Genomic DNA, 23,931 nt, shown 5'->3' on the forward strand with positions numbered 1-23,931 from the left:
CGCGGCGCGTCTAGCCGGCCGCGGGCGGCGGGAGCTTGTAGATCGCCGTGTGAAGGATGTGGGCGACGGGACGCGGCCGGTCGCCCGCGACGATGAGCAGGTCCGCCTCGACGAACTCGCGGCCCTTCTTCTCGAACAGCGAGCGCACGCGGCCGCGCGTCTCGAGCGTGGCGCCGACGCGCGCGCCGCCGAGGTGGCGCACCACGCTGCCGACGTGGAGCCACGGGTCCATCCGCACGTTCCTGTCGAGGGCGCGGTTGGCCTGGTCGAGGAAGAACCCCGGGTGGACGAAGCCGTCGGCGCCCCGGTAGAGGTCGAGCGCGTCGCCGACCTTCTCGAGGTACTCGCCGGCGCGCGCCGCGTCGTAGGCGTTGACGGGCGTGCCGAGGGTGGCGAGCGCATCGAGGTGTGCGCGCGTGGCGGCCGGGCGCTCCGCGGGCAGCGGCGCCCGGGGATAGCGCGCTACGTTCACCTGCGTCGGCGTGCCGGCGGGGATGGTCGCCGTCATCGCCGCGCACTCGCCGGCGCTCGCGGTGGACGCCGTGAGCGAGGCGGTCACGCCGCGCTCGTCGCGCGCCGTGACCGTCCCCGACACCGTGAGCTCCTCGCCGTCGAGGACCGGCTTCACGAACCTGACGCTGGCCGTGCCGCGCTCCAGCCATCCCGTCCCGAACGCCTCGGCGAGCGGATGGGTCATGTAGGCGTACACGGTCACGCCCGGGACCAGGCCGCCGCGGAAGCCGTACCGGCGCGCGACCGCGTCGTCGTGGATCTTGTTCTCCGAGCTCGTCGCGGTGTTGCGCGCCTTGACGCGGTACTCGGGCAGGGCGTCGCCGCTCACGGCAGTGAGGCGATGAGCTTCCGGTACTCGGCCTCGGTGAACGCCTTCATCGTGAGGGTGCGGACGTTCCCGCCCGCCGCGAGCGCGAGGACGAACTTCGCCATCGCCTCGTCGTTCGGCGCCTCGGCCACCGTGACGATGTCGTGGGCGCCCATCGTCAGGTAGAACGCCTTCAGCTCGCCGCCCAGGTCCTTGATGAGCTTCTTGGCGGCGTCGAGACGCTTGGGGCTGTCCTTCACGTTCTTGACGCCTTGGTCGGTGTAGTTGACGAGGGCGATGTAGGTCGCCATGGGGGGCCTCCTTTGGTTGCGCCGGGTGGACAAGTATATAATCGGAGCCGGTCATGGTGCGCGGCCTCCTGATCGCCCTCGCCGTCGTCGTCCTCGTCGTGGGCGGCATCGTCGCGTGGGCGATCTCGGTCAACAACCAGCTCGTCCGTCTCGAGCAGGACGTCAACGAGAAGTGGGCCCAGGTGCAGAACGTCTACCAGCGCCGGGCCGACCTCGTCCCGAACCTCGTCGAGACCGTGAAAGGCTTCGCCGCGCAAGAGAAGACGGTCCTGGAGGAGGTCACGAAGGCGCGCGCGAGCGCGACCTCGATCCAGCTCACCCCCCAGGCCCTGAACGACCCGAAGGCGCTCGAGCGCTTCCAGGCGGCGCAGGGTCAGCTCTCGGGCGCGCTGAGCCGCCTGCTCGTCACGGTCGAGCGCTACCCCGACCTGAAATCGAACCAGAACTTCCTCGCGCTCCAGTCCCAGCTCGAGGGGACCGAGAACCGGATCGCCGTGGAGCGGCGGAAGTTCAACGAGTCCGTGCGCGAGTACAACACGCGCGTGCGGCTCTTCCCCGGCTCCGTCGTCGCGGGGCTCGCCGGGTACCAGCAAAAGGCGTTCTTCGAAGCGGCGCAGGACGCGCAGGGCGCGCCCAAAGTGAAGTTCTAGACCGCTGCTCCCGCTCCTCCTCGCCGCCGCCCTCGTCCTCCCCCCGGCTCCGAGCGCCCGCGTGAACGACTATGCCGGGCTCCTGGCGCCCGCGGCGCGCGAGCGGCTCGAGCGGACGCTCGCCGAGCGCGAGCGCGCGACGGGAGCCCAGATGGCGATCGCGATCTTCCCGTCGCTCGAGGGCGAGGACGTCGCCGACGTCGCCAACCGGCTCTTCCAGAAGTGGAGACTCGGCCGGAAAGGCCTCGACAACGGCATCCTGCTCGCGGTGTTCGTGAAGGACCGCAAGCTGCGCCTCGAGGTGGGCTACGGCCTCGAGTCCGTCGTGACCGACGCGGTCGCGAGCCAGGTCAACCAGGCGGTCGCGGCGCGGTTCCGCGAGGGCCGCTGGGCCGACGGCCTCGCCGCGGCGGTGGACGCGGTGTACGCGCGGATCGGCGCGGCGAGCGCCGACCGGATGCGCGGCGAGGCGGAGGGGTTCCGGCGGAGCCAGCGGCGCCACGAGGAGAGCGCCGACCTCTACCTGATCCTCTTCCTCGCGCTGTTCGGCGGGATCGTCGCGAGCCTCGTGTGGGAGGCGTCGCGCCAGCGTCACGGCCTGACGGCCAGCCGTCGCGGCGTCGACCGGACGAGCGGCGGATGGGGCGGCTGGTACATCGGCGGCGGGGGCTGGTCCGGGGGAGGCTCGGGGGGCGGCGGCTGGTCCGGCGGTGGTGGAGGCGGCGGAGGATTCTCGGGTGGCGGCGGCGGGTCCGGCGGCGGCGGCGCGAGCGGGGATTGGTGATGGCGCGCCACCCGCGATGGGCGCGGCGGTTCCTCTCCGAGGCGGACTTCGTCGCGATCACCGACGCGATCGTGCGGGCCGAAGCTCGGACGTCGGCGGAGATCCGCGTCCACGTCGAGCGCCGCGTCCCGCGCCGGCTCTTCCGGCGCACCCCCGACCCGCTCACCCGGGCCCGGCACGTCTTCGTGAAGCTCGGCATGCACCGGGCCGCCGAGCGTCACGGCGTCCTGATCTACTTAGCACTCGGGGACCGGAAGCTCGCCGTCGTCGGCGACGGCGGGATCCACGCGCGCGTCGGCCCGGGCCACTGGCACGGCGTCCGCGACCGCATGGTGGACAAGCTCCGCGCGGGAGCGCCGCGCGAGGCGATCCGCGGCGCGATCGAGGAGGTCGGGGCGGCGCTCGCGGCGCACTATCCCCGGGTGTAGGCTCTGAGTATCCGAGCATGAGACGGACCGCCGGCGCGCTCCTCGTCCTCCTGGCGCTGCCCGCGCTCGCGGCGGCGCAGAGCGATCCCGCGCGCGAGCCCGGCCGCGTGCCCGTCGAGATCCGGCGTGGCGAGGTGTCCCCCGAGGCGAAGGTCGGCCGCCCGATCGTTCCGCCGCCCGCGCAGGACCCCGCGAGCGTGAGCGAGGCCGAGCGCGCCGCCGCCGCGTTCGAGCTGGTCCGGCGCGGCCAGCAGTTCATCCGCGGCGAGACCCGGCCGATGCCGCGCCGCCCCGACCTCGGCTACGACGTGTACGGCGGCATCCAGCAGAAGAACCTGCAGCGGTCGCCGCCGCGCTAGCGGCCGAGCAGGAACTCCTGGGCGGCGCCGAGCCCGGCGCCGAGCTTCACCGGCACACCGAGCTCCTTCAGCATCATCTCCACGCCCGCGAGGCCTCCGAGCAGGTCGAGCTCGTTGAGGCTCCCGAGGTGGCCGATGCGGAAGACCTTGCCCTTGACGGCGCCGAGGCCGACGCCGAGCGAGAGCTCGAGCCTCCGGTAGGCGAGACGGATCAGCTCGTCGGAATCGAAGCCCTTCGGCATGACGACCGCGGTCAGCGTGTTCGAGTATTCCGCGGGGTTCCGGCAGAGGAGCTCGAGCCCGAGCGCCTTCATCGCGCGGCGGCAGGCTTCGGCGAGCCGCGCGTGGCGCTTGAAGACCTTCTCGAGCCCTTCCTCGTTCAGCATGCGGAGCGCCTCCTCGAGGCCGAAGAGGAGCGCGGTCGCCGGCGTGTAGGGATACTCGCCGCGCTTGTTCCGCTCGAGGACGGGTTTCCAGTCCCAATAGGCGCGCGGGCAGCGCGCCTTCTCGGCGGCGCTGATCGCCTTCTCGCTGGCCGCGAGGATCGCCATGCCGGGCGGCAGCATGAGGCCCTTCTGCGGCCCCGTGAGCGCGACGTCCACGCCCCACTCGTCGAAGCGGAAGTCGATCGACGCGAGCGAGGAGACGGTGTCCACGAGGAGGAGCGCCGGATGCTTCGCGCGGTTCAGCGCGGCCCGGACGGCGGCGATGTTCGACGTGACACCCGTCGAGGTCTCGTTGTGGACGACGAGGAGGGCCCTCAGCTGGTGAGCCGCGTCCGCCTTGAGGCGCCGCTCGACCTCGTCGACCGGCACGCCCGCGCCGTAGTCCACCTCGACGCGCTCGACGTCGATCCCGTACGCCTCGGCGGTGCGGGCGAAGCCCGTCGAGAAGTGACCGTTGACGACGGCGAGCACGCGGTCGCCCGGCGACAGCGTGTTGACGAGCGCCGCTTCCCACGCGCCGGTGCCCGAGCCCGGGTAGAGGATGACGTGGCCGCTCCGCGTCTTGAAGACGCCCTGGAGCCCCTCGAGGCACGCCTCGACGAGCGCGGCGAACTTCGGTCCGCGGTGGTCGATGATCGGCTGCGACATCGCGCGGACGATCCGCTCGGGCACGAGCGTCGGGCCGGGGATCTGGAGGAACGTGCGTCCGGGCATGCGTCGAGTCTAGCATGCTAGATTAGGCGCGCCGCCATGACGCGTGACGAGATCCCGACCCCCGCGCTCCTGCTCGACCTCGACCGCTTCGAGCGAAATCTCGCGACGATGGCCGCCCACGTGCGGAGCGCGGGCAAGGCGATCCGCCCCCACGCGAAGACCCACAAGTGCCCCGAGATCGCGAAGCGCCAGATCGCGGCGGGGGCGCGCGGCGTCGCCTGCGCAAAGCTCGGCGAGGCCGAGGTGATGGCGCGCGCGGGCGTCCGGGGCCTCCTGATCACGACCGAAGTCGTGACGGCGACGGGGCTCGGGCGCCTCACGCGGCTCGTCGCCGAGGCGCCCGACACGATGGTCGTCGTTGACAACGCGGAGAACGTGGCCACGCTCGCCCGCGCCGCGGCGGACGCCGGCATCGTGGTGAGCGTCCTCGTGGACGTCGACGTCGGCAACCGGCGCACCGGGATCGCGCCGGGCGAGCCGGCGCTCGCGCTCGCCCGCGCGGTCGTCGCCCAGCGCTCGCTCCGCCTCCGCGGGCTCCAGGGTTACGCGGGCCAGTGCGCCCACGTCATCGGCTGGGAGAAGCGGCGCGAGGCGTCGCTGGCCGCCATGCGCCCGCTCATGGAGACACGGGCGCTCCTCGTGCGCGCTGGGCTCCCCGTCGAGATCGTCGCGGGCGGGTCGAGTGGCACCTGGGACATCGACGTCGAGCTCGGCGGGCTCACCGAGCTCCAGTCCGGCTCCTACTGCGTCATGGACCTCGACTACCGCCGCATCGGGGGACGGGGCGGGCCGCTCCTCACCGACTTCGAGATGGCGCTGACGGTCGTCGCGACGGTCGTCAGCGTCACGCCGGGCGACCGCGCCATGGTGGACGCAGGGCTCAAGGCCTTCTCGACCGACAAGCCGTTTCCCCCGGAGTCGGTCGAGCGCCCGGGAATCGCGTACGGCTTCGCGGGTGACGAGCACGGCCGGCTCGCGATCACCGACCCCTCGCGCGCGCCGCGTCTCGGCGAGCGTATCGAGTTCTTCCCGCCCCACTGCGACCCGACGATCAACCTCTACGACTGGATCCACGCCGTGCGCGGCCCGAAGGTCGAGGCCGTCTGGGAGATCGCCGCGCGCGGGCGGTCGGACTGACTCGTGCTGTGTTGCGGTGACACTCTGACTTGGAGGGCTCGCCCTATGACCACCCAAGGCCTCATCGTTTTCCTCGTCATCGGCCTCTGTGCGGGCTGGCTCGCGGGGAGGATCATGAAGGGCAGCGGCTTCGGTCTCGTCGGTGATCTTGTGGTCGGGGTTGTCGGTGCGTTACTCGGGGGCTGGGTCTTCGGCTTGCTGGGTATCGTCGCCTACGGCCTGCTCGGCTCCCTGATCACGGCGCTGACGGGTGCCCTGTTGCTCCTCTTCCTCCTGCGCCTGGTCAAATCCGCCTAAATACTCGAGGCGAGGACGCAGACGACGCCTGGCGCTGGCCACGGAGTGAGAGGGTGTCACTCTAGGCGAGGAGCTGAAGCAGCTCCGGGAGCGTAGCCAGCCTGAAGTCGGCCTCGCTGAAGTCCTCGTGGCGCGTGGCGGGGCAGGGGACCGCCGCGCACGCCATGCCCGCCGCCTTCGCGGCGAGGAGACCGTTGCGCGAGTCCTCGACGACGAGACAGTCGCGCGGCGGCAGGGCGAGCCGGCGCGCGGTCTCGAGGAAGACGTCGGGCGCGGGCTTGCCGCGCCCCACCTCGAGCCCGGAGACGAGCGCCTCGAAGACAGGCGCGAGCCCGAGCACCTCCACCGTGGCCTCGATCACCTCGACCGCCGACGAGGACGCGACGGCGAGACGGTAGCCGAGGGCCCGGAGCCGCCGCGGCACCTCCGGGATCCCGCGCATCGGCACCGTGCGCTCGCGCGTCTGCCGGACCAGGAGCTCGGCGCGACGGTGGGCCAGCTCGCGCGCGTCGGGCAGGCGGCCGTGACGCTCGCGCAGGATGCGGAACACCTCGAGGTCGGTGAAGCCGAAGAACTGCTCGTTCTCCTCGTCGGTGTAGGGGACGCTGTACGGCCGCAGGACCTCGCGCATCGCGTCCAGGTGCATGGGCTCGGAGTCCACGAGGACGCCGTCCATGTCGAAGATGACGGCCGCGAACCTCACGCGGCCGGCCGGTAGGCGATCAGGTACCTGTGCTCGCCCTCCAGCACGGTCTCGCCACGCTGGTTCGTGAGCGCGACGCGCAGCGTGAGGAGCCCGGCCGAGCGCTTGCGCTCGAGGCCGACCACCGCGTGCTCCGGGTGGATCGTGTCGCCGATGAAGGCGGGGGCGAGGAAGCGCGTCCGCTGCTCCACGAACGCGACGATGGAGTCCACGATGAGGGGCGCCAGGGTCGACGCCCCGACCGCGGTCATCGATGTGAGCAGGAGGCCGTGAGCGAGCCGCCGGCCGAAGCGCGTCTTCTTCGCGTACGCGTCGTCATAGTGGATCGGGTGCGCGTCGCCGGTCAGGCCCGCGAAGGAGAGGAAGTGGGCGTCGCTGAGCGTCTTCGACGGGCTCTGGAACCGGTCGCCGACGGCGAAGTCCTCGAACCAGCGCTGGGTCACCAGATCCGCCAGAACAGCTCGCGAGCCTCCGCCGCGCTCCGGGCGCGGAAGAGCGCCTCCCGCATCAGCGCGGCGCCGGGGAGCCCATGGCCGTACCACGCGAGGTGCTTCTTCACCTGGACCAGCGCCGTGCGCGGCAGGAGATGCGTCTCGATCAGGTCGCAGTGCCGGCCGATGATCCGCGCCTTCTCCTCGCGGGCGACGTCCGCGCCGCGGAAGATCCAGGGCGCACCGAGGGCGCCACGGCCGATCATGACCGCGGCGCAGCCCGTGGCGGCGAGCATCGCGCGCGCGTCGGCGAGGCTGCGGACGTCGCCGTTGCCCGTGACCGGGATCCGTACCGCGTCCACGACGGCCGCGATGATCTCGCGGGGCGCCAGGCCGGCGAACTGCTGGGAGCGCGTGCGCGGGTGCACGGTGATCGCGCTCACGCCCTCGCCTTCGGCGATCCGCGCGATCTCGACTGCGTTCAGCGTCCGGTCGTCCCAGCCGCCACGGATCTTGACCGTGAGCGGCACGTCGATCGCCTTCCGCATGGTGCGGAGCACGAGCGCGGCGGTCAGCGGGTCGCGCATGAGCGCCGCGCCCTGACCCTTGGCGACGATCTTCGCCACCGGGCAGCCCATGTTCAGGTCCACCGCGTCGGCGCCCGCCGCCTCGAGCCGGCGCGCGGCCTCGGCGAGGGCGTCGGGGTCCGCGCCGAGCAGCTGCATCGCGATCGCGTGCTCCTCGGGGAGGTAGCGGGCCAGCTCGAGCGTGCGCGCGCTGCCCTCGACCAGGCCGCGCGCGTCGATCTCCTCGCTCGTGAGGAGGCCCGCGCCGCACTCGCGCGCGACGAGCCTGAAGGGCGCGTTCGTCACCGCCGCCATGGGCGCCAAACGGAGCTCGAGCGTCATGACAGGCCAGTCTACCATCGGCGCTCCGCGCTCAGGCGCGCGTGGCGGCGAGGACGGCGACGGGGTAGCCGTAGCGGATCGAGGCACCGTCGCGCCGCGCGTGGATGTCGGGGCGGTCGTCGTCGACCGCCTCGGCGAAGATGCGGCGGATCTCCGGCACGTCCTCGGGACGGGGGAACGACCGCGCGAGGAGGCTGTCGAGGTCGCTCTCGAGCCTGTAGCCGGTGATGCGCGGCGCGGGGAGCCGCGCCTGGTCGTAGAGGCGTGTCAGCTCGGTGAGCGGCATCGCGCGCACGTGCGAGGGGTCGCGGAGCTTCTCCAGGCGGTTGAACGCGTCGGCCTTGTCCGGCGCCGGCGCGCTGTCGACGACCACGACCCGGCCGCCCGGCGCGCAGACGCGCGTCATCTCGCGGAGGACGGCGCCCGGATCGAGGAAGTGGTGGAACGCGAAGCGGGACGTCACGATCGAGAACGCGCCGTCCGGGTAGGGCAGGGGCAGCACGTCGCCCTGCTTCCAGGAGACGTTCCTGTGCCCCCGCTCCGCGGCGAGCGCCCGCGCACGCTCGAGCATCGCGGGCGTGATGTCGATCCCCGTCGCGTGGCGCACGACGGGGGCGAAGGCGCAGACGACGAGACCCCCGCCGCAGGCGACGTCGAGCACCGTGTCGTCGGGACCGGCGCCGGAGAAGTCGACGACCAGCCGGAGCACCGCCTCGTCCTTGATGCCCGGCGCCGTCGAGAACGGCACGGCCTGGCGCGTGAACTGGTCGAGGATCTCGTCGCGGTGCTCAGAGGGTCTGCTTGTAGACATGGCCGCCCTTCATGATGAGCTTCAGGTTGTCCTGGATCTGGAACAGGCGCAGGTTCTTCAGCGGGTTGCCCGCGACGACGATCAGGTCGGCGTACTTGCCCGGCTCGACGCCGCCGATCCGGTCCGACATCCGGAAGAGCTCGGCGTTCACCTTCGTCGCCGAGAGCAGCACCTCCATCGGCTTCATCACCTGGCCCTTCAGCTCGAACTCGACGGCGCGCTGGACCATCATGTCGCCCAGGAGGTCGGAGCCCGAGCCGATCTTGCAGCCCGCCTTGTACGCATACGTGAGCCCCTGCACCGACTGCTCGCGCGCCAGATTGATCTTCTGGATCTGGTGGTCGCCGATCCCGTAGCGCTTGCCCTCGCGGTAGATCGCCTCGTAGGTGACCATCGTCGGCACGAGGAACGCGCCCGCATCCTTGATCGCCTTGGCGGCGGCCTCGCGGATCAGGTTCCCGTGCTCGATCGACCGCACCCCGGCCTCGATCGCCTTCCGCACCGCCGCGTCGGAGTACGCGTGAGAGAGGACGTACTTCCCGACCGCCTGAGCTTCCTCGACGGCGGCGCGCATCTCGCCGACGGTGAACTGCGTGGTGTCGAGCTCGTCGGAGGGCGACATGGCGCCGCCCGACGCCATGATCTTGATCTGGTCCACGTCCCGTCGGATCTGCTCGCGCACGGCCTTGCGCACCTCGGCCTCGCCGTCGGCGATGGAGCCCACCATGCCGGCGCAGCAGCCGATCGGCTCGATCCACTCGGCGCGCCGGCGCTTGTCGCCGTGGCCGCCCGTCTGGGAGATGTAGTTGCCCGAGACGAGGAGCCGCGGGCCCGGGAAGTGGCCTTCCTCCAGGACGAGCCTGAAGCCGTAGTCCGCGCCGCCCGCGTCGCGCACCGTCGTGAACCCCTGCAGCAGGCACTCCTCGGCGCGGCGCATCGCCCGTGTGGCGATGTAGGACGGCGGGTACAGGCGGTGCTGGTCGGTGATGTTCTCGGTGACGGCGCAGATGTGGACGTGCGCGTCGGTGAGCCCGGGCATGAGCGTCGCGCCCTTGCAGTCGAGCGTGGTCACCGGGCCCGGCAGCGGGCCGACCTTGCCGCCCGGGAGGACGTCCCTGATGCGGTCGTCCTCGACGACGACCGCGGCACCCTCCTTCGGGTCGGCGCCCGTGCAGTCGATGAGGAACGCGTTGGTGAAGACGGTGAGGCTCATCGCGCGACGATCTTGGCCTCGTACATCCACACCTTCTCGTCGGCGCGCGGCGTCCACTCGACCGTCTGCGCCACGCCGTAGAGGTCGTGCTGCTGCCAGAGGAACACCCACGGCGCCTCGTCGTGGACCAGCCGCTGCAGCTCGGCGTACGCGTCGGCGCGCGCCCTGGGGTCGAGCAGGGTCGAGGCCCGCGCGATCTTTTCATTCAGGACCGGGTTGTTGCCGTAGGACGAGTAGGTCTGGTCGGCGAGGAACAGGGGCTGCATCGTGCCCTGCCCGTGCAGCGCCGGGCCCCAGCCCAGGAAGAACATGTCGCCGGTGTTCCGGTTCTTGATCTTGTCCAGGTGCGTACCCCACTCGTTGACGACGACGCTGACCTTGATCCCGAGCCGCTGGAGCTGCGCGGCGATGGCGAGCGAGACGTCCTTGTCGAGCGGGTAGCGGCCCGACGGGGAGTCGAGCGTGAGGGCGAGCCTGGTCGGGTCCACGCCCGCCTCCTTGAAGAGGGCCAGAGCCCGCGCGGGGTCGTGCTTGGAGCATTCCACCGGCGCGTAGTCGACGTTCGCGGGCGACAGCGGACCGCACATGCGCGTGGCGCGACCCTTGAGCACCTGCTTGATCAGCTCCTCCACGTCCACGGCGTGGTTCATGGCCCGCCGCACGCGCACGTCCTGCATCGGGCCGGGCTTGAGGTTCACCAGCGCGAGGTAGTTGATGCGCGAGGACACCGTCGCGCGGAGCCGCGCGCGCCCGCTCCGCTCGATCGCCTCGACGGCGTGGGGCGGCACGTCCTTCATGATGTCGATCTCGCCGGACAGCAGGGCGGCCATGCGGGCGCTGAACTCGGGGATGAACCGGAACGTGACGCGGCTCACGTCGGCCGGTCCCTGCCAGTAGTCGGGGTTGCGCTCGAGCACCAGCCGCTCGTCGCGCTTCCACTCGACGAATCGGAACGGGCCCGTGCCGACCGGCCGCTCGGCCAGCTTGGCCGGCCCGAGCTCCTTCAGCGCCTTGGCCGGCATGATGAGGGAATTGGTCAGCGAGGCGCTGTCGATGAGATTCGGCCACGGCTGCTTGGTGAGGAACCGCACCGTGTAGTCGTCGACGACCTGCACCTCCTTGACGAGGCCCCAGTACGCGCCGGCCGCGAAGTGGCTCTTGGTCGCCGGGTCGAGCGCGTAGTCGATCGTGGCCTTCACCGAGGCCGCCGTGAACGGCTCGCCGTTGTGGAACTTCACGCCCTTGCGGAGCTTGAACTCCCAGGTCGTGTCGTTGACGATCTTCCACTCCGTGGCCAGCATCGGCTTGGGCTTGAACGTCTTGGGGTCGCGGTCGAGCAGGCGGTCGTAGATGTGCTCGAGCATGTTGTTCGTCGTCCAGTCCACGATCGTGGCGGCGAGCATCGTCCGCGGCTCGGCGCCGAGGCCGACGACGACCTCCTTGGTGCGGGCGCGGTCCTGGGCGTGGGCCGCGGCCGCGCCGACGAGGCAGAGGGCCAGCGACAGGGCGAGCAGCGCGTTCATGCGGCGCATACGGTTCTCCTCTCGTCCGTGACGGACCGGGCGGCTCACTCGGGCACTGGAGGGGTCAAGGATACAACGAGGGGGCCCGGCCGCGTCAGCCGAGCTCGTCCAGCGTCAGCCTGAAGCTCGGGACGAAGGTCTCGAGGAAGTAGCGGACCTCGGGGAGGTCGATGCGCTCGACGCTCCGGCGCAGGGCCTTCTCGGCCTGCGCGAACTCCGGGTTGCCGGCGCTCACCTCCTCGAGGCATTTGAGGTGCGCGCAGAGCTTGTCGGCGGCCCGCACCAGCTCGCGGTGCGCGCGGTCGCCGTCGTGGGGGAGAAAGAACGGGCGGTAGTCCCCCCGGAGCGCGTCCGGGATCATCTCGAGGAGCTTTTCCCGCGACGCGGCCTCGATCGCGTGATACGCGCGCTTGATCTCCGGGTTGAACTCCTTGACGGGCGAGGGGAGATCGCCCGTCAGCACCTCGCTCACGTCGTGGTAGAGCGCCAGCGCCACGGTCCGCTCCGGGTCCACGGTGCCGCCGAACATCCGATTGCGGATGATGGCCAGGGCATGGGCGATCTGCGCGACGCGCAGGCTGTGCTCCTGGATGTTCTCGGGGTACGTGCTGTGCATGAGGCCCCAGCGGCGGATGAACTTCATCCGCGACAGGTACGCGAAGAAGTGGCTCATCGGCGCCTCCCGCGAGCGGCGGCCGGCGTCACCGGCCCGGCCGGCACTCGCCGGCCGGGCCTACTCTAGATCAGACGCCGAGCTCGCGGGAGGTGATCTTGTAACGGAACGAGTCGGGGTCGAGGCTGTCGAGCCGGCCCTCGGCCGTCTCGGCCTGCGGGTACATGAAGAACGCGATCGGCTCGCCGGTCGAGTTCGGCAGCTTCACGTCGTGCGCGTAGTTGTAGGCGAGATAGTTCATCTCCCAGGCGCCGAACAGCTTCGCGCGCGCCCGGCGGACGATCGGGTCGCCGAGCGGCAGGCCGCCCTTCTCCTCGAGCACGACCTTGCGGACGTCGGCCGGATCGACGGGCACCCAGCCGCGCGCCGGCAGGTAGAACTCCGCGCGGCAGTGCTGGGCCTTGGTGATGTCGCCGCTCCTGCCCAGGCTCTTGAATTCCCCCGAGTCCGCGACGCGCACGCCGTAGACGTCGCGCGCCGGGATCCCGACGGCGCGCGCGAGCCCCACGAAGAGCGCGTTGAGGTCGGCGCACTTGCCGCCGAGGTTGCGGGTCTCGAGCATCCAGCCGATGTCGCCGACGCCGCAGCCGCGCACCTTCGGATCGCGGAAGGTGTTGTCGACGATCCACTCGTAGATCGCCCGCGCCTTGTCCAGGTCGGTCTTGGCGCCCTGCGTGATCTCGAGCGCCGTCGCGCGGACGATGCCGTCGGTCCGGATCAGCTTGGTGGCCGCGAGGTACCGGGCGAGGGTGCGCTTGTCCTCGGGCATGACCGTTACCGGCTCCCTGGGGTCCACGGCGCGGTCGCGCGTCGCGTGGCGCGTCGTCACCTCGACGACGGGCGCCTTCTCGGTTTCCGGCCACTCCGCGTAGAGGATCCCGGCGTTGTACTTCTCGTCGCGATAGACGCGCATGACCGTGGCGTTGCCCGTCCACGTCTGCCCGAGGCCCTTCTGGTAGTCCGTGTCCGCCGTGAGCGGGAGGGGCACCCAGGCGCGCGCGACGCCGGCCGGGCTCGCGATCTCCACTCGCGCCGTCACCTCGAACGCGCGCCACTTCGCCGTATCCTGCCCCGCCGCGCCACGCGCGGCATCGGGCCACCCGAGCCCGCCGAGGGCGAGCGCGGCCGACGCGCCGACTCCCGTCCCGAGAAATTGTCGCCGGTCCATCGTGTGTTCTCCTCGTCCAGCGTTTGTCGCATCCCGTGTGAGATGCGAATCGGCTGTCGTTCGATTCGAGCGCACATAGTAGGGGTGCGCGGGACGACGTCAAGGGGTTAGGGCATGACGATGGATGCGGCGCGCGCGGATAGAGCGCTCCTATGGGAGCGGTCAGACGCGGAGTCGGGGATCGAGCGTGTCGCGGAGCCAGTCGCCGAGCAGGTTGACGCCGAGCGCCGTGAGGGCGAGCGCCGCGCCCGGGAAGGCGGCGAGCCACCAGGCGACGTAGAGGAAGTCGCGGCTCTCGGAGAGCATGCTCCCCCACGCGGGCGTCGGCGGCTGGATGCCGAAGCCGAGGAAGCTGATCGCCGCCTCCGCGACGATGAACGAGGAGAACTGGAGGCTCGCGACGACGATGATGGACGGCGCGACGTTGGGCAGGACGTGGCGGAACAGGATCCGCGCCCGGCCCGTCCCGAGCGCCGCGGCGGCCTGCACGTAGTCGCGCTGCTTCACGGAGAGCACCTCGCCGCGCACGACCCGCGCGTAGACGACCCAGCCGGCCGCCGACAGGCTCAGGATGATGTTGCGGAGGCCCAGGCCGACGATCGCGTTGATCGTCAGCGCGAGCAGGATGAACGGGAACGAGAGCTGGACGTCGGCGATCCGCATGATGACGGCCGAGGGCCAGCGCTCGACGAAGCCCGCGACGAGGCCGAGGAGCCCGCCCACCACGGCGGTGAGCAGGACCGTGCACGCGCCGATGAAGAGCGCGAGCCGCGCGCCGTAGAGCACCCGCGCCAGGAGGTCGCGGCCGAGCTGGTCCGTGCCGAGCGGATGCGCGCGCGTCCCCGGCGGCCGGAGGCTCTGGACGAAGTCGGTCGTGAGCGGATCCTCCGGCGCGAGCCAGGGCGCGAGCACGGCGGCGGCGAACGCGGTCGCGGTCAGGCCGATCCCGAGCCATTTCTTCATGGAACCGGGCACAGGCGCCCGGGCTTCGCCACGCCCGTGCCCCGGCGCAGCCACCCACGAGGGCCGGCCATTCGCCCGATCCGAGCCCGCGCCACCGTCGGCGTCACCGTAAGCGCACGCGCGGGTCGAGCCAGCCGTAGGCGAGATCCACCAGGAGATTGATCAGCGTGTACATGACCGAGATCAGGAAGACCGCGGCGAGGACGACCGGGAAGTCGCGGTTCAGGAGCGCCTGTACGGTGAGCCGCCCGAGGCCGGGCCAGGCGAAGATCGTCTCGGTGATGACGGCGCCGCCGAGGAGCTGCCCCGCCTCCAGACCCGCGAGCGTCACGATCGGGATCGCCGAGTTCCGGAGCGTGTGCTTGCCGATGACGCGCCCCTCGCCGAGCCCCTTCGCGCGCGCCGTGAGGATGTACTCCTCGCCGAGCACGTCGAGGACCGCGGAGCGCGTGAGCCGCGCGATGCGCGCGGCGAAGAACGCGGCGAGCACGACGGAGGGCATGACGAGGTGCGCGATCGATCCCGTCCCGCCTGTCGGGAGCCAGCCGAGCCTGACCGAGAAGAGGTAGATCAGCATGAGCCCGAGCCAGAACCCCGGCGTCGCCTGCCCGAGGACGGTCGCGACGGTGCCGACGTGGTCGAGCACGCTGTTGCGGCGCACCGCCGAGAGGACGCCGACCGGGAGCGCGATGCAGACGGTGAGGAGGAGCGAGGCGCCCCCGAGCAGGAGCGTCGCGGGCAGGCGCTGGAGGGCCAGGCCCAGCGCGTCCTGCTTGTAGCGCAGCGACTCGCCGAAGTCGCCGCGCACGGCGCCGGCGACGAAACGCGCGTACTGGACGGGGAGGGGGTCGTTGAAGCCCAGGCGCTGGCGGAACTCGTTCACGTCCTTGGCCTGGATGTCCATCGGTATGAAGAGCAGCACCGGGTCGCCCGCGAGGCGCATCATCCCGAAGACCGCGGTCAGCGAGAGGAAGACGACGAGCGCCGTCTGCGCGAGGCGCGACAGGACGTAGGCCCGCATCGGCCTACAGTTGTATCACGCCGCCAGGCGTGGTCCCGCTCAGCAGTCGGTCGCGCGCTCGGGGACCCAGTAGGGCAGATAGTAGCCCCCGGTCTGGACGCGCGGCTCGAAGTGGCCGGCGACCCAGAGCGCGTCGCTGTCGTAGTGGCTCTCCACCCAGACGTCGTCGGTGTACTGCTGCGGGAGCCAGGTGTAGGCCCAGTAGCCGGGGACGACACAGCGGCGCGGCTGGTACACGTACACGGGCGCCGGGAAGCAGCACACGGGCGGTGCGCCGACGAAGATCCGGCTCGGCGCGTTCACGGTGATCCGGCTCGGCGGCGCGACGAAGACACGGCTGGGCGCGTTGATCGTGACCTGGCTGCCGGAGGGCACGAAGACCTGCCGCCGGGGCGCCGGCGCGCCCACGCCGACGGAGATGCGCACGTCGCCCGCGGCGGCCGGGGCGGGCCCGGCGGCGACCGCCGCGACGAGCACCATGACGAGCGCCATACGAGTGGGCATCCTGCCTCCTTGGACGCGGAAGCGCGCCCCGGTGTTCAGTGGTCGCGGGTTTTCAGCGGGGCGCGATCCGGGCCTCGATGCCCTCCCACAGGAGCTCGGCCCAGCGCGCGTAGCCTGCGTCCGACGGGTGGTAGCCGTCGGACCAGACGAGCTCCGGTCGCTGCGGGAGCTCGCGCCGGCTCGCCGCGTACAGGTCGACGAGCTGGACGCCGTGCGCCCGGGCTCGGCGCGCGAGGACGTCGTTGAAGCCGATCGTGAGCGCGGCGACCGCGTCCCGCTCGCGGCGCCGGTTGAAGCGGGGCGTCAGCGCGAGATCGGGGATCAGGTTCGCGACGACGACCGCCGTCGTTTCGCGAGCGAGCCGCCCCAGGATCGTCTCGAGGTTCTTCTCGTAGGTTTCGACGCGCACGCCCGTGGTGATGTCGTTGGGTCCGACCGAGAGCGTGACGAGGTGGGGGCGACGCTCGATCGCTCGGTCGAGCTGACGCGCGAGCACGTCGCCGGAGGTGGCGCCGCCGACGCCGAGGTTGGTGAGGCGGGCGCTCGGGTACACGGCGCGCAGGCGCGCATGGATCCGGCTCACGTAGTTCAGCTCGGGGCGCGACGCGCCGACGCCCTCGACGGTGCTGTCGCCGAGGGCTACGTACGAGACCACGGGGCTCCGGTCGGCGGGCAGGAGGCGCGCCCCGTCCTGCTGGGCGCACGCGGCGGCGAGCGCCGCGAGCGCGGGGAGCGCCCACCGAGTCGCGTTCACAGGCTCGCCGCCGCCTCGAGCGTCGGGCCGTACCACGGCGCGTCGGGAAAGGTGATCGGGCGGATGGCGGGGAGCGTCACGCCCGCCGCGCGGTAGGCCGCGACGTAGGCCCGCGCGCGCGCCGCGTCGCCGACGGCGCCGAGCGCGTCGGCGAGCGCGTCGGGGACGGCGCGGTCGCGGTCGAAGGCCCGGACGCCCTCGCCGAGGCCGCTCGCCTCGAGCATCGCGCGGTAGAACGGCAGGGCGAGATAGCGCGCGAGCTCGCCCGTGAACGCCCGGCGGGCGGCCGCGGGGTCGCCGGTGACCGCGAGGGGGACCGCGGCGACGATCTCGAAGCCGTCCATGCTCTTGCCCGCGCGCCTCCGCCCGCGGCCGAGGGCGGGGATCGCCACGTCGCGCACGTAGGCCGGCGGGCAGAGCCAGAGGATCGCGCCGTCGGCGAGCTCGCCGGCGAGCTCGAGCATCCGGCGCGAGAGCGCCGCGAGGTACACCCGCGGCGGCGCGGGGCGGCGGGGCAGCGCCGCGCTCCAGCGGACGCGGTAGTGCGCGCCCGTGAAGTCCGCGCCCTCCGCGAGCGCGCCGCGCAGCACGGCGACGTACTCGCGCATCGTGGCGAGCGGCGCCCGGAGCTCGAGGCCGAGCATCTGCTCCATGCTCTCGCGGTGGCTCACGCCGATGCCGAGGATGAAGCGTTCGCCCGTCAGCTCCGCGAGCGTGAGCGCCGCCTGGGCCATCGCGACGGGATGGCGCGGGAAGATCGGGACGACCCCGTTGCCGAGCCCGAGGCGCGTGGTGGCGGCGCCGTAGGCCGCGAGGACGAGGAACGAGTCGCGGCCGAGGCCGTGGGTGACCCAGACGCTCTCGTAACCGAGCGCCTCGGCGCGCCGGGCGAGCTCGACCGCGGCGCCGAGGTCCTGCCCGGGGGAGATGTAGGCCGCGCGCCTCAGTCGCGGATCCACGACTCGGCGAGCGGGATCGGCGGGGCGCTCCGCCGCCGCGCGGCCCGCAGCGGGATCACCTTGGCGCTCCGGCCGGCGCTCGGGGCCAGGCGGAGCAGCGCCTCGACCTCCGCGCGGCGGTAGAGCCGCTGGCGCTTGATCCCCTGACGGTAGCTGCGGAGCACGCCGCGGCTCACGTAGGCGTAGAGCGTCGCGGGCTTCACGCCCAGGAGGCGCGCCGCCTCCTTCACCGTCAGGTACTCCTCGCCCTCGAGCACGACCATGCCCATCCCCGACGCTAGCAGGCTTGCCGGGCCCCGTCCAGCCGACGCGTGCTGAATAAATATAAATCATGTATAATCAACTATTATAGAATCTCAGGAGGGCTCCATGGACGACACGGCGTGGAAGGCGGGGCTCGAGGACGTGATCGCGGCGCGCTCCGCGATCTGTCGGGTGGACGGCGCGGCGGGGCGCCTCTTCTATCGCGGCTACGAGATCGGCGAGCTGGCCGGCGTGGTGCCGTTCGAGGAGGTGACGGCGCTGCTCTGGTCCGGCGAGCTGCCGGCGCCGGCGGAGGCCGCGGCGTTCGGGGCCCGGCTCGCGGCGGCGCGGGGCCTGCCCGGGCCCGTCCTGGCGCTCCTCGAGCGGCTGCCGCGCGACGCGCATCCGCTCGACGCGCTGCGGACGGCGGTGTCGCTCGCCGCCACGCACGATCCCGACGGCCGGCGCGGTGACCCGGACGCGAACGTGCGCAAGGCGGTCCGGCTCATGACCCTCGTGCCGGAGGTCGTCGCGGCGTGGCAGCGGATCCGGACCGGCGAGGCACCGGCCGCGGCGCCGCGGGCGCCCTCGCACGCCGCGTACTTCCTCGAGCTGCTGGCGGGCGGGGCGCCGTCGCCCGAGGTCGCGCGCGTCCTCGACGTGGTGCTGACCCTCCATGCGGACCACGAGTTCAACGCCTCGACGTTCGCCGCGCGCGTCGCGGTGGCGACGCTCGCCGACATCCACGCGGCCGTGACGGCGGCCGTGGCGACGCTCAAGGGGCCCCGGCACGGCGGCGCCAACGAGGACGTGCTCGCGATGCTGCTGGAGATCGGCGACCCCGCGCGGGCCGAGGCGTACGTCGAGCGGCGGCTCGGCGCGCGCGCGGCGCTCTCGAAGCGGGAGCGCGGCGACCCGAAGGCGCGCGTGCCCGGCTTCGGGCACCGCGTCTACAAGGTGGACGACGCGCGGGCGCGCGTGCTGCGGGCGATGGCGAAGACGATGGCGGAGGCGACGGGCAAGCGGCGGCTCTTCGAGGTCGCGGAGCGCGTCGACGACGCCATGCGGGCGCGGACGGCGCTCCCGGTGAACGTGGACTTCTTCTCCGCGGTGGTCTACGACGCGCTCGGGATCCCGCCCGATTTCTGCACCTCGATCTTCGCCGTCGGACGGATCGCGGGCTGGTGCGCCCACGTCCTCGAGCAGTACGCCGACAACCGGCTCATCCGACCGCGCGCCGAGTACACGGGCCCGGCGCCGCGCCCGGTGCCGGCGCGCTAGCGGCGGAGGACCGAGACCTCCATCGCGTCGTCGTCGAACGCGTACTCGCGCGAGTCGTACCGGCCGTTGGCATCGCGCACGTACTCGAGGTACGGGCCGACGTCGCGCCGGTAGACGCCCGTGTTGTCCGCGACGACGACCGCGCCCACCAGCAGCTTCGGCTCGAGCTGCCGGAGGTAGTCGAGGTAGTCCTCCTTGGCGGCGTCGAGCAGGACGAAGTCGAACCGGCCGGGGAGGAGCGGCACCACGCGGAGCGCGTCGCCGACGACCACCTTCACGCGGCGGCCGAGGCCCGCGCGCGCGGCGTTGCTCTTCACGAACTTCGCCAGGTACGGGTTCGCCTCGACGCACATGAGCCGGCCGCGCGGCGGCAACGAGGCCGCGACGAGGATGGCCGAGTAGCCGAGGAGCGAGCCGATCTCGATGCCGCGCGTGGGGCGGTAGCGGTCGAGCAGGCGGCGGATGACGCGGCCCTTGGCGCGCCCGATGTTCGGGATGTGCCAGACGGCCGTGGCGCGGTCCATGACCGCCAGCATGCGGCGCGCGCGCGCGTTCACTTCGGCAGGCGCGCGGCGACGCCGTCGGGGACGGGGTACCGGCGCGTGAACGGGCCCGCCTTGACGATCTGGCCGGGCAGCGCGCGCCCGACGATCTCCTGCACGCGCTTCGAGACCGCGATGAGCCGTTCGAGATCGATCCCGGTCTCGACGCCCATCGCGTGGAAGCAGTGGACCAGGTCCTCGCTGCAGACGTTGCCGGAGGCGCCCGGTGCGAAGGGGCAGCCGCCGAGGCCACCGATCGAGCTGTCGAAGTTCGTGACGCCGCGCTCCAGCGCGGCCAGGATGTTCGGGATCGCCATCGCGCGCGTGTCGTGCGTGTGCAGGGTCCACTCGATGCCCGGGAAGCGCGCCGTCAGGTGCTCGAGCACCCGGCCGACCTGGCGGGGGTTCGCCACGCCGGTCGTGTCGGCGAGGCCGATCGCGCGCGCGCCCGCGTCCACGAGCCCGCGGACGACGCGCTCGAGCCGGTCGAGCGGCACGTCGCCCTCGAACGGGCAGCCGAAGGAGGTCGAGATGCCGCAGGCGACGGGGACCCGCGCGCGCTCGGCGACGCGCAGGACGACGGCGAGCTTCTCGAGGGACTCGGCGATCGTCATGTTGACGTTCGCCAGGTTGTGGCTCTCGCTCGCGGACAGGACCGTGTGGATCGCGTCCACGCCCGCGTCCACGGCGCGGACGGCGCCCTTCTCGTTCGGCACCAGCGCCGCGTAGCGCGTGCCGGGCCGCCGGCGGATCGTCGCCATGACGGCCTCGGCGTCGCGGAGCTGCGGGACCGCCTTGGGGTGGACGAACGAGGTCACCTCGATGCGCGACAGGCCGGCGTCGGAGAGGCGGTTCACCACCTCGACCTTCAGCTCGGTCGGGATGAAGTCGGGCTCGATCTGGAACCCGTCCCGGGTTCCCACCTCGCAGATCGTCGCGCGCGCCGGCAGCGTCATGGCCTCCTCCTCGGCGGCTCTCGCTAGTAGGAGCGGGGCATCCCGAGCACGTGCTCGCCGACGTAGGCGAGCACGAGGTTGTTGTTGATCGGCGCCGTCTTGTAGAGGCGGCACTCGCGGAACTTGCGCTCCACGTCGTATTCCTCGGCGTAGCCGTACCCGCCGTGGCAATCGATGCAGGCGTTCCCGGCGTCCCACGCCGCCTCGGCCCCGAGGTACTTCGCCATGTTGGCCTCGCCGCCGCAGGGCTCGCCGGCGTCGAAGAGCGCCGCGGCCTTGTCGCGCATGAGCTGCGCCGCCTCGATGGCGACGTGGGCCTTGGCGATCGCGAACTGCACGCCCTGGTTCGCGCCGATGGGCCTGCCGAAGATGACCCGCTGGTTCGAGTACGCCACGGCCTTCTCGATGAACCAGCGCGAGTCGCCGAGCGAGTCGGAGGCCACGAGGATCCGCTCGGCGTTCATGCCGTCGAGGATGTACGCGAAGCCCTTGCCCTCCTCGCCGATGAGGCTGTCGGCGGGGATCTCCATGTTGTCGAAGAAGAGCGCGTTCGTCGAGTGGTTCATCATCATCCGGAGTGGCCGCACCTCGAGCCCTTTCAGGCCGCGGATGTCGATGAGGAAGACGGATAGGCCGTCCGTCTTCCGCTTCACCCGGTCCACGGGCGTCGTCCGCGCGAGCAGAAGCATGAGGTCGGACTGGAGGACGCGGGAGATGAACATCTTCTGGCCGTTGACGACGTAACGATCGCCGCCGCGGACCGCGGTGGTCTGCAGCTTCGTCGTGTCCGAGCCCGAGTTCGGCTCCGTCACGCCGAAGGCCTGGAGCCTGAGCTCGCCCGTCGCGATCTTCGGCAGGTATTGCCGCTTCTGCGCCTCGCTGCCGTGACGGAGCACCGTGCCCATGATGTACATCTGGGCGTGGCACGCCGCCGCGTTCCCGCCCGAGTAGTTGATCGTCTCGAGGATCAGGCCGCCCTCGCGGATGCCGAGCCCCGCGCCACCGTATTCCTGGGGGATCAGCGCCGCGAGATAGCCCGCCTGTGTCAGCTCGGCGACGAACTTCTCCGGGTACTCGCGCTTGGCGTCGAGCTCGCGCCAGTACTCGCCGGGGTACCGCTTGCAGATCTCGAGGACGCCCGCCCGGAGCGCGCGCTGCTCGTCGCTGAGCGCGAGGTCGATGCTGGCCACCGTCATTTCCCTCTGAACCGCGGCGTCCGCTTCTCGTTGAAGGCCCGGACGCCCTCGAGACGGTCCTCCGTGACCACGGTGGCATTGTACGCCTCGATCGCGAGGACCATCGCCGTGTCGAGGTCGGTCTCGAGGCCGTACGCGATCGCCTTCTTCGCCTGGCGGACGGCGACCGGCGCGTTGCGGGCGATCGTCTGCGCGAGCTCCTGCGCCTTCGCGCGCGCCTGGCCCGCGGGGACGAGGTGGTTGACGAGCCCGGCGGCCTTCGCCTCGTCGGCCTTCATGCGCCGGCCCGTGAAGATCAGCTCCTTCGCGAGCGGCGCCCCGAGGATGCGCGGCAGGAGCTGGGTGCCGCCGATCCCGGGGAAGATCCCGAGGGTCGTCTCCGGCACGCCGAAGACCGCGGTCTCGCTCGCGACGATGAAGTCCGACAGCACGGCGAGCTCACAGCCGCCGGCCAGCGCGAAGCCCTCGACGGCGGCGAGCACCGGCACCGGGCAGCGGAGGAGGGCAAACGCGCCGCGCTCGAAGATGACATGCTGGGCGCGCCACGCCTCGTCCGTCATCTCGTTGCGTTCCTTCAGGTCGCCGCCCGCGCAGAACGCGCGGTCGCCGGCGCCGGTGAGCACGACCGCGCGCGCGCCCGGGTCGCGCGCGAGGCCCTCGAAGCAGGCGAGCAGGTCCTCGCCCATCGCCGTGTTCATCGCGTTCATCTGCTCGGGGCGGTTCAGCGTGACGGTCACGACGTGGCCCTCGTCGGCGCGCGTGACGAGGAGGTGCCGGTACCCGCTCACTGGACGACGCCCTGGGCCCGGAGGCCGCGCACGTCGTCGAGCGTGTACCCGAGCGTCGTGAGCACGTCCGCGCTGTGCTCGCCGAGCAGCGGCGGGACGCGCCGCACCTCGGGCCTGACGCCGTCCCAGAGGAGGGGCAGCCCCACGGACCGGTACCCGGGGATCCGCGGGTGGGGTGCCTGCACGAGCATGCCGCTCGCGCGCGTCTGCGGCTCCTCCACGACCGCGTCGATCGTCAGGATCGGTGCCGCCGGCACGCCGGCGGCGCGCAGCCGCTCGAGGAGCTCGGCCGTCTTGAGGCCGCGCGTCAGCGCGGCGAGGGCCTCGCCGAGCGCCGCGCGGTTCCGCACGCGCGCGGGGTTGTCGGCGAAGCGCGCGTCGTGCGCGAGGGCCGGCGCCGCCAGCCCCTCGCACAGGCGCTGGAACAGCACGTCGGAGCCCGCCCCGACCATCGCGTAGCCGTCGGCCGTCGGGAACGCCTGGTAGGGCGCGATCATCGCCGTCCCCGAGCCGTGCGGCCGCGGAACCTCGCCGTCGCCGAGGTAGCCCATCGCGTGATACGAGACCCACATGAGCGCGGTCTCGAAGAGCGCGGTCGTCACCTCGACGGCGCGCCCCGTCGCGTCGCGCCGGCGGAGCGCCGCGACGACGCCGAGCGCGGCCCACATCCCGGTGCCCATGTCGACGATCGAGGTGCCGACCCGCGCCGGCTCCTGGCCCGGGTGGCCGTTGACCGACATGAGGCCGCCGTAGGCCTGCATCAGCGGGTCGTAGCCGGGCAGGTCGGCGAGCGGGCCGCGCGCGCCGTAGGCGGTGATCGAGCAATACACGAGGCGCGGGTTGAGCCGGGTCGCGCCGGCGAAGTCGACCCCGAGCTCGGCGACCGCGCCGGCGCGGAGGCTCTGCACGAAGACGTCGGCGCGCGCGACCAGGCGCCGGAGCACCTCGAGCCCGCCGTCCTTCTTCAGGTCGAGCGCGAGGCTCTTCTTGTTGCGATTCATCGCCATGAAGGCCGCGCTCTCCCCGCCCCACCAGGGCGGGGCCCAGGCGCGCGCGTCGTCGCCGCGGCCCGGGCGCTCGACCTTGACGACCTCGGCGCCCATGTCGCCGAGGATCTGGGTGCAGAACGGACCCGCGACGTTCTGGGTGAGGTCAGCGACGAGAACGCCGTCCAGGGGTAGCGCCACGGGGTAGGAGTCTACCAGAACGAAACTGGCCACCCTGTAGCGAAACTGGTCGCCCGGAGCGCGAGACCAACCGCGGCTCAGCCACGACCCGACCCGATTTTCCCGAGAGTTACGGATCGGGCGGCCGAAACTTACCACTGGCATCGAGCTTGCCTATCATG

The 23,931-nt window shown here is 72.1% G+C and carries 29 protein-coding genes; 7 read left to right on the forward strand and 22 right to left on the reverse strand.

The annotated features are described in order from the left end of the window. Positions 1-10: 10 nt before the first annotated feature. Both VKG64_04460 and VKG64_04465 read right to left on the reverse strand, forming a co-directional pair. A complete protein-coding gene (locus VKG64_04460) occupies positions 11-841 on the reverse strand; it encodes a MaoC family dehydratase (protein HKB24287.1) in 831 nt (276 codons plus the stop codon). Next, positions 838-1,131 (reverse strand): GYD domain-containing protein, encoded by a 294-nt coding sequence (locus tag VKG64_04465; protein HKB24288.1) that lies wholly within the window; start codon positions 1,129-1,131, stop codon positions 838-840. The genes VKG64_04460 and VKG64_04465 overlap by 4 nt, the downstream gene beginning before the upstream one ends. 53 nt (positions 1,132-1,184) lie before the next feature. On the opposite strand from VKG64_04465, the gene VKG64_04470 reads away from it, so the two are divergent. From VKG64_04470 to VKG64_04485, 4 genes are all read left to right on the forward strand, one after another. Then, positions 1,185-1,781, forward strand: coding sequence for a LemA family protein (locus tag VKG64_04470; GenBank protein HKB24289.1), 597 nt, complete (start codon positions 1,185-1,187; stop codon positions 1,779-1,781). 61 nt (positions 1,782-1,842) lie between these two features. Continuing rightward, positions 1,843-2,565, forward strand: coding sequence for a TPM domain-containing protein (locus VKG64_04475; GenBank protein HKB24290.1), 723 nt, complete (start codon positions 1,843-1,845; stop codon positions 2,563-2,565). Continuing rightward, positions 2,565-2,993 carry a TPM domain-containing protein gene (locus VKG64_04480; GenBank protein ID HKB24291.1) on the forward strand — a complete coding sequence of 143 codons (429 nt, stop codon included), beginning with the start codon at positions 2,565-2,567 and terminating at the stop codon, positions 2,991-2,993. The genes VKG64_04475 and VKG64_04480 overlap by 1 nt, the downstream gene beginning before the upstream one ends. A 17-nt stretch (positions 2,994-3,010) precedes the next feature. Beyond that, on the forward strand, positions 3,011-3,352 hold the full coding sequence (locus tag VKG64_04485) for a hypothetical protein (protein ID HKB24292.1): 342 nt from the start codon (positions 3,011-3,013) through the stop codon (positions 3,350-3,352). Here VKG64_04485 and VKG64_04490 read toward each other — a convergent pair. Next, positions 3,349-4,512: an aminotransferase class V-fold PLP-dependent enzyme gene (locus VKG64_04490; GenBank protein HKB24293.1), complete on the reverse strand. Its 1,164-nt coding sequence runs from the start codon at positions 4,510-4,512 to the stop codon at positions 3,349-3,351. The two genes, VKG64_04485 and VKG64_04490, sit on opposite strands and share 4 nt — an antisense overlap. A 36-nt stretch (positions 4,513-4,548) precedes the next feature. Here VKG64_04490 and VKG64_04495 point away from each other — a divergent pair, with 36 nt between their 5' ends. Further along, entirely contained in the window at positions 4,549-5,649 is a 1,101-nt protein-coding gene (locus VKG64_04495; protein ID HKB24294.1) for a DSD1 family PLP-dependent enzyme, read from the forward strand. A gap of 45 nt (positions 5,650-5,694) precedes the next feature. After that, positions 5,695-5,946: a GlsB/YeaQ/YmgE family stress response membrane protein gene (locus VKG64_04500; protein HKB24295.1), complete on the forward strand. Its 252-nt coding sequence runs from the start codon at positions 5,695-5,697 to the stop codon at positions 5,944-5,946. A 61-nt stretch (positions 5,947-6,007) separates the two neighbouring features. Here the strand turns inward: VKG64_04500 and VKG64_04505 are convergent, their stop codons facing one another. The 14 genes from VKG64_04505 to VKG64_04570 form a co-directional block, all read right to left on the reverse strand. Next, positions 6,008-6,649, reverse strand: coding sequence for an HAD family phosphatase (locus VKG64_04505; GenBank protein HKB24296.1), 642 nt, complete (start codon positions 6,647-6,649; stop codon positions 6,008-6,010). Beyond that, entirely contained in the window at positions 6,646-7,092 is a 447-nt protein-coding gene (locus VKG64_04510) for a MaoC/PaaZ C-terminal domain-containing protein (protein ID HKB24297.1), read from the reverse strand. Before VKG64_04510 ends, VKG64_04505 begins: the two co-directional genes overlap by 4 nt. Then, entirely contained in the window at positions 7,089-7,988 is a 900-nt protein-coding gene (gene dusB / locus VKG64_04515) for a tRNA dihydrouridine synthase DusB (GenBank protein ID HKB24298.1), read from the reverse strand. The genes VKG64_04510 and dusB overlap by 4 nt, the downstream gene beginning before the upstream one ends. A 31-nt stretch (positions 7,989-8,019) precedes the next feature. After that, entirely contained in the window at positions 8,020-8,799 is a 780-nt protein-coding gene (locus VKG64_04520) for a methyltransferase domain-containing protein (GenBank protein ID HKB24299.1), read from the reverse strand. Next, entirely contained in the window at positions 8,777-10,012 is a 1,236-nt protein-coding gene (locus tag VKG64_04525; protein HKB24300.1) for an amidohydrolase family protein, read from the reverse strand. The genes VKG64_04520 and VKG64_04525 overlap by 23 nt, the downstream gene beginning before the upstream one ends. Next, complete coding sequence (locus tag VKG64_04530; GenBank protein HKB24301.1) at positions 10,009-11,544, reverse strand: ABC transporter substrate-binding protein; 1,536 nt, start codon at positions 11,542-11,544, stop codon at positions 10,009-10,011. The genes VKG64_04525 and VKG64_04530 overlap by 4 nt, the downstream gene beginning before the upstream one ends. A gap of 85 nt (positions 11,545-11,629) precedes the next feature. Beyond that, complete coding sequence (yfbR, locus tag VKG64_04535) at positions 11,630-12,208, reverse strand: 5'-deoxynucleotidase (GenBank protein ID HKB24302.1); 579 nt, start codon at positions 12,206-12,208, stop codon at positions 11,630-11,632. 70 nt (positions 12,209-12,278) lie between these two features. Beyond that, positions 12,279-13,376, reverse strand: a complete 1,098-nt coding sequence (locus tag VKG64_04540) for a transglutaminase domain-containing protein (GenBank protein ID HKB24303.1) — start codon at positions 13,374-13,376, stop codon at positions 12,279-12,281. Between the two features lie 162 nt (positions 13,377-13,538). Beyond that, positions 13,539-14,339: an ABC transporter permease gene (locus VKG64_04545; protein ID HKB24304.1), complete on the reverse strand. Its 801-nt coding sequence runs from the start codon at positions 14,337-14,339 to the stop codon at positions 13,539-13,541. A 103-nt stretch (positions 14,340-14,442) separates the two neighbouring features. Beyond that, on the reverse strand, positions 14,443-15,360 hold the full coding sequence (locus VKG64_04550) for an ABC transporter permease (GenBank protein ID HKB24305.1): 918 nt from the start codon (positions 15,358-15,360) through the stop codon (positions 14,443-14,445). 39 nt (positions 15,361-15,399) lie between these two features. Beyond that, positions 15,400-15,864, reverse strand: a complete 465-nt coding sequence (locus tag VKG64_04555) for a hypothetical protein (protein HKB24306.1) — start codon at positions 15,862-15,864, stop codon at positions 15,400-15,402. 52 nt (positions 15,865-15,916) lie between these two features. Then, positions 15,917-16,618, reverse strand: coding sequence for an SGNH/GDSL hydrolase family protein (locus VKG64_04560; GenBank protein ID HKB24307.1), 702 nt, complete (start codon positions 16,616-16,618; stop codon positions 15,917-15,919). Next, positions 16,615-17,577, reverse strand: a complete 963-nt coding sequence (locus VKG64_04565; protein HKB24308.1) for an LLM class flavin-dependent oxidoreductase — start codon at positions 17,575-17,577, stop codon at positions 16,615-16,617. The genes VKG64_04560 and VKG64_04565 overlap by 4 nt, the downstream gene beginning before the upstream one ends. Then, positions 17,562-17,840 carry a helix-turn-helix domain-containing protein gene (locus VKG64_04570; protein HKB24309.1) on the reverse strand — a complete coding sequence of 93 codons (279 nt, stop codon included), beginning with the start codon at positions 17,838-17,840 and terminating at the stop codon, positions 17,562-17,564. Before VKG64_04570 ends, VKG64_04565 begins: the two co-directional genes overlap by 16 nt. A 106-nt stretch (positions 17,841-17,946) precedes the next feature. Between VKG64_04570 and VKG64_04575 the strand changes: the two genes are divergently transcribed. After that, complete coding sequence (locus tag VKG64_04575; GenBank protein ID HKB24310.1) at positions 17,947-19,101, forward strand: citrate/2-methylcitrate synthase; 1,155 nt, start codon at positions 17,947-17,949, stop codon at positions 19,099-19,101. Here VKG64_04575 and VKG64_04580 read toward each other — a convergent pair. From VKG64_04580 to VKG64_04600, 5 genes are read right to left on the reverse strand one after another with little or no spacing between them, the layout of a single operon-like run. After that, positions 19,098-19,658: a class I SAM-dependent methyltransferase gene (locus tag VKG64_04580; GenBank protein ID HKB24311.1), complete on the reverse strand. Its 561-nt coding sequence runs from the start codon at positions 19,656-19,658 to the stop codon at positions 19,098-19,100. The two genes, VKG64_04575 and VKG64_04580, sit on opposite strands and share 4 nt — an antisense overlap. Continuing rightward, entirely contained in the window at positions 19,655-20,599 is a 945-nt protein-coding gene (locus VKG64_04585) for a hydroxymethylglutaryl-CoA lyase (protein ID HKB24312.1), read from the reverse strand. The genes VKG64_04580 and VKG64_04585 overlap by 4 nt, the downstream gene beginning before the upstream one ends. Before the next feature lie 23 nt (positions 20,600-20,622). Further along, positions 20,623-21,795, reverse strand: coding sequence for an acyl-CoA dehydrogenase family protein (locus VKG64_04590; protein HKB24313.1), 1,173 nt, complete (start codon positions 21,793-21,795; stop codon positions 20,623-20,625). Then, positions 21,792-22,583, reverse strand: coding sequence for an enoyl-CoA hydratase-related protein (locus tag VKG64_04595; GenBank protein ID HKB24314.1), 792 nt, complete (start codon positions 22,581-22,583; stop codon positions 21,792-21,794). Before VKG64_04595 ends, VKG64_04590 begins: the two co-directional genes overlap by 4 nt. Continuing rightward, positions 22,580-23,770, reverse strand: coding sequence for a CoA transferase (locus VKG64_04600; protein HKB24315.1), 1,191 nt, complete (start codon positions 23,768-23,770; stop codon positions 22,580-22,582). The genes VKG64_04595 and VKG64_04600 overlap by 4 nt, the downstream gene beginning before the upstream one ends. Positions 23,771-23,931: the final 161 nt, after the last annotated feature.

The organism is Candidatus Methylomirabilota bacterium (assembly GCA_035260325.1).
In the GTDB taxonomy this organism is placed as follows: Bacteria; Methylomirabilota; Methylomirabilia; order Rokubacteriales; family CSP1-6; genus AR19.

Excerpts from the sequence above, each read along its gene's own strand:
- VKG64_04465 (HKB24288.1), bottom strand. The coding sequence starts at position 1,131 with ATGGCGACCTACATCGCCCTCGTCAACTACACCGACCAAGGCGTCAAG.
- VKG64_04470 (HKB24289.1), top strand. The coding sequence starts at position 1,185 with ATGGTGCGCGGCCTCCTGATCGCCCTCGCCGTCGTCGTCCTCGTCGTG.
- VKG64_04480 (HKB24291.1), top strand. The coding sequence starts at position 2,565 with ATGGCGCGCCACCCGCGATGGGCGCGGCGGTTCCTCTCCGAGGCGGAC.
- VKG64_04485 (HKB24292.1), top strand. The coding sequence starts at position 3,011 with ATGAGACGGACCGCCGGCGCGCTCCTCGTCCTCCTGGCGCTGCCCGCG.
- VKG64_04490 (HKB24293.1), bottom strand. The coding sequence starts at position 4,512 with ATGCCCGGACGCACGTTCCTCCAGATCCCCGGCCCGACGCTCGTGCCC.
- VKG64_04495 (HKB24294.1), top strand. The coding sequence starts at position 4,549 with ATGACGCGTGACGAGATCCCGACCCCCGCGCTCCTGCTCGACCTCGAC.
- VKG64_04500 (HKB24295.1), top strand. The coding sequence starts at position 5,695 with ATGACCACCCAAGGCCTCATCGTTTTCCTCGTCATCGGCCTCTGTGCG.
- dusB (HKB24298.1), bottom strand. The coding sequence starts at position 7,988 with ATGACGCTCGAGCTCCGTTTGGCGCCCATGGCGGCGGTGACGAACGCG.
- VKG64_04520 (HKB24299.1), bottom strand. The coding sequence starts at position 8,799 with ATGTCTACAAGCAGACCCTCTGAGCACCGCGACGAGATCCTCGACCAG.
- VKG64_04525 (HKB24300.1), bottom strand. The coding sequence starts at position 10,012 with ATGAGCCTCACCGTCTTCACCAACGCGTTCCTCATCGACTGCACGGGC.
- VKG64_04530 (HKB24301.1), bottom strand. The coding sequence starts at position 11,544 with ATGCGCCGCATGAACGCGCTGCTCGCCCTGTCGCTGGCCCTCTGCCTC.
- yfbR (HKB24302.1), bottom strand. The coding sequence starts at position 12,208 with ATGAGCCACTTCTTCGCGTACCTGTCGCGGATGAAGTTCATCCGCCGC.
- VKG64_04540 (HKB24303.1), bottom strand. The coding sequence starts at position 13,376 with ATGGACCGGCGACAATTTCTCGGGACGGGAGTCGGCGCGTCGGCCGCG.
- VKG64_04545 (HKB24304.1), bottom strand. The coding sequence starts at position 14,339 with ATGAAGAAATGGCTCGGGATCGGCCTGACCGCGACCGCGTTCGCCGCC.
- VKG64_04550 (HKB24305.1), bottom strand. The coding sequence starts at position 15,360 with ATGCGGGCCTACGTCCTGTCGCGCCTCGCGCAGACGGCGCTCGTCGTC.
- VKG64_04555 (HKB24306.1), bottom strand. The coding sequence starts at position 15,864 with ATGCCCACTCGTATGGCGCTCGTCATGGTGCTCGTCGCGGCGGTCGCC.
- VKG64_04570 (HKB24309.1), bottom strand. The coding sequence starts at position 17,840 with ATGGTCGTGCTCGAGGGCGAGGAGTACCTGACGGTGAAGGAGGCGGCG.
- VKG64_04575 (HKB24310.1), top strand. The coding sequence starts at position 17,947 with ATGGACGACACGGCGTGGAAGGCGGGGCTCGAGGACGTGATCGCGGCG.
- VKG64_04585 (HKB24312.1), bottom strand. The coding sequence starts at position 20,599 with ATGACGCTGCCGGCGCGCGCGACGATCTGCGAGGTGGGAACCCGGGAC.
- VKG64_04590 (HKB24313.1), bottom strand. The coding sequence starts at position 21,795 with ATGACGGTGGCCAGCATCGACCTCGCGCTCAGCGACGAGCAGCGCGCG.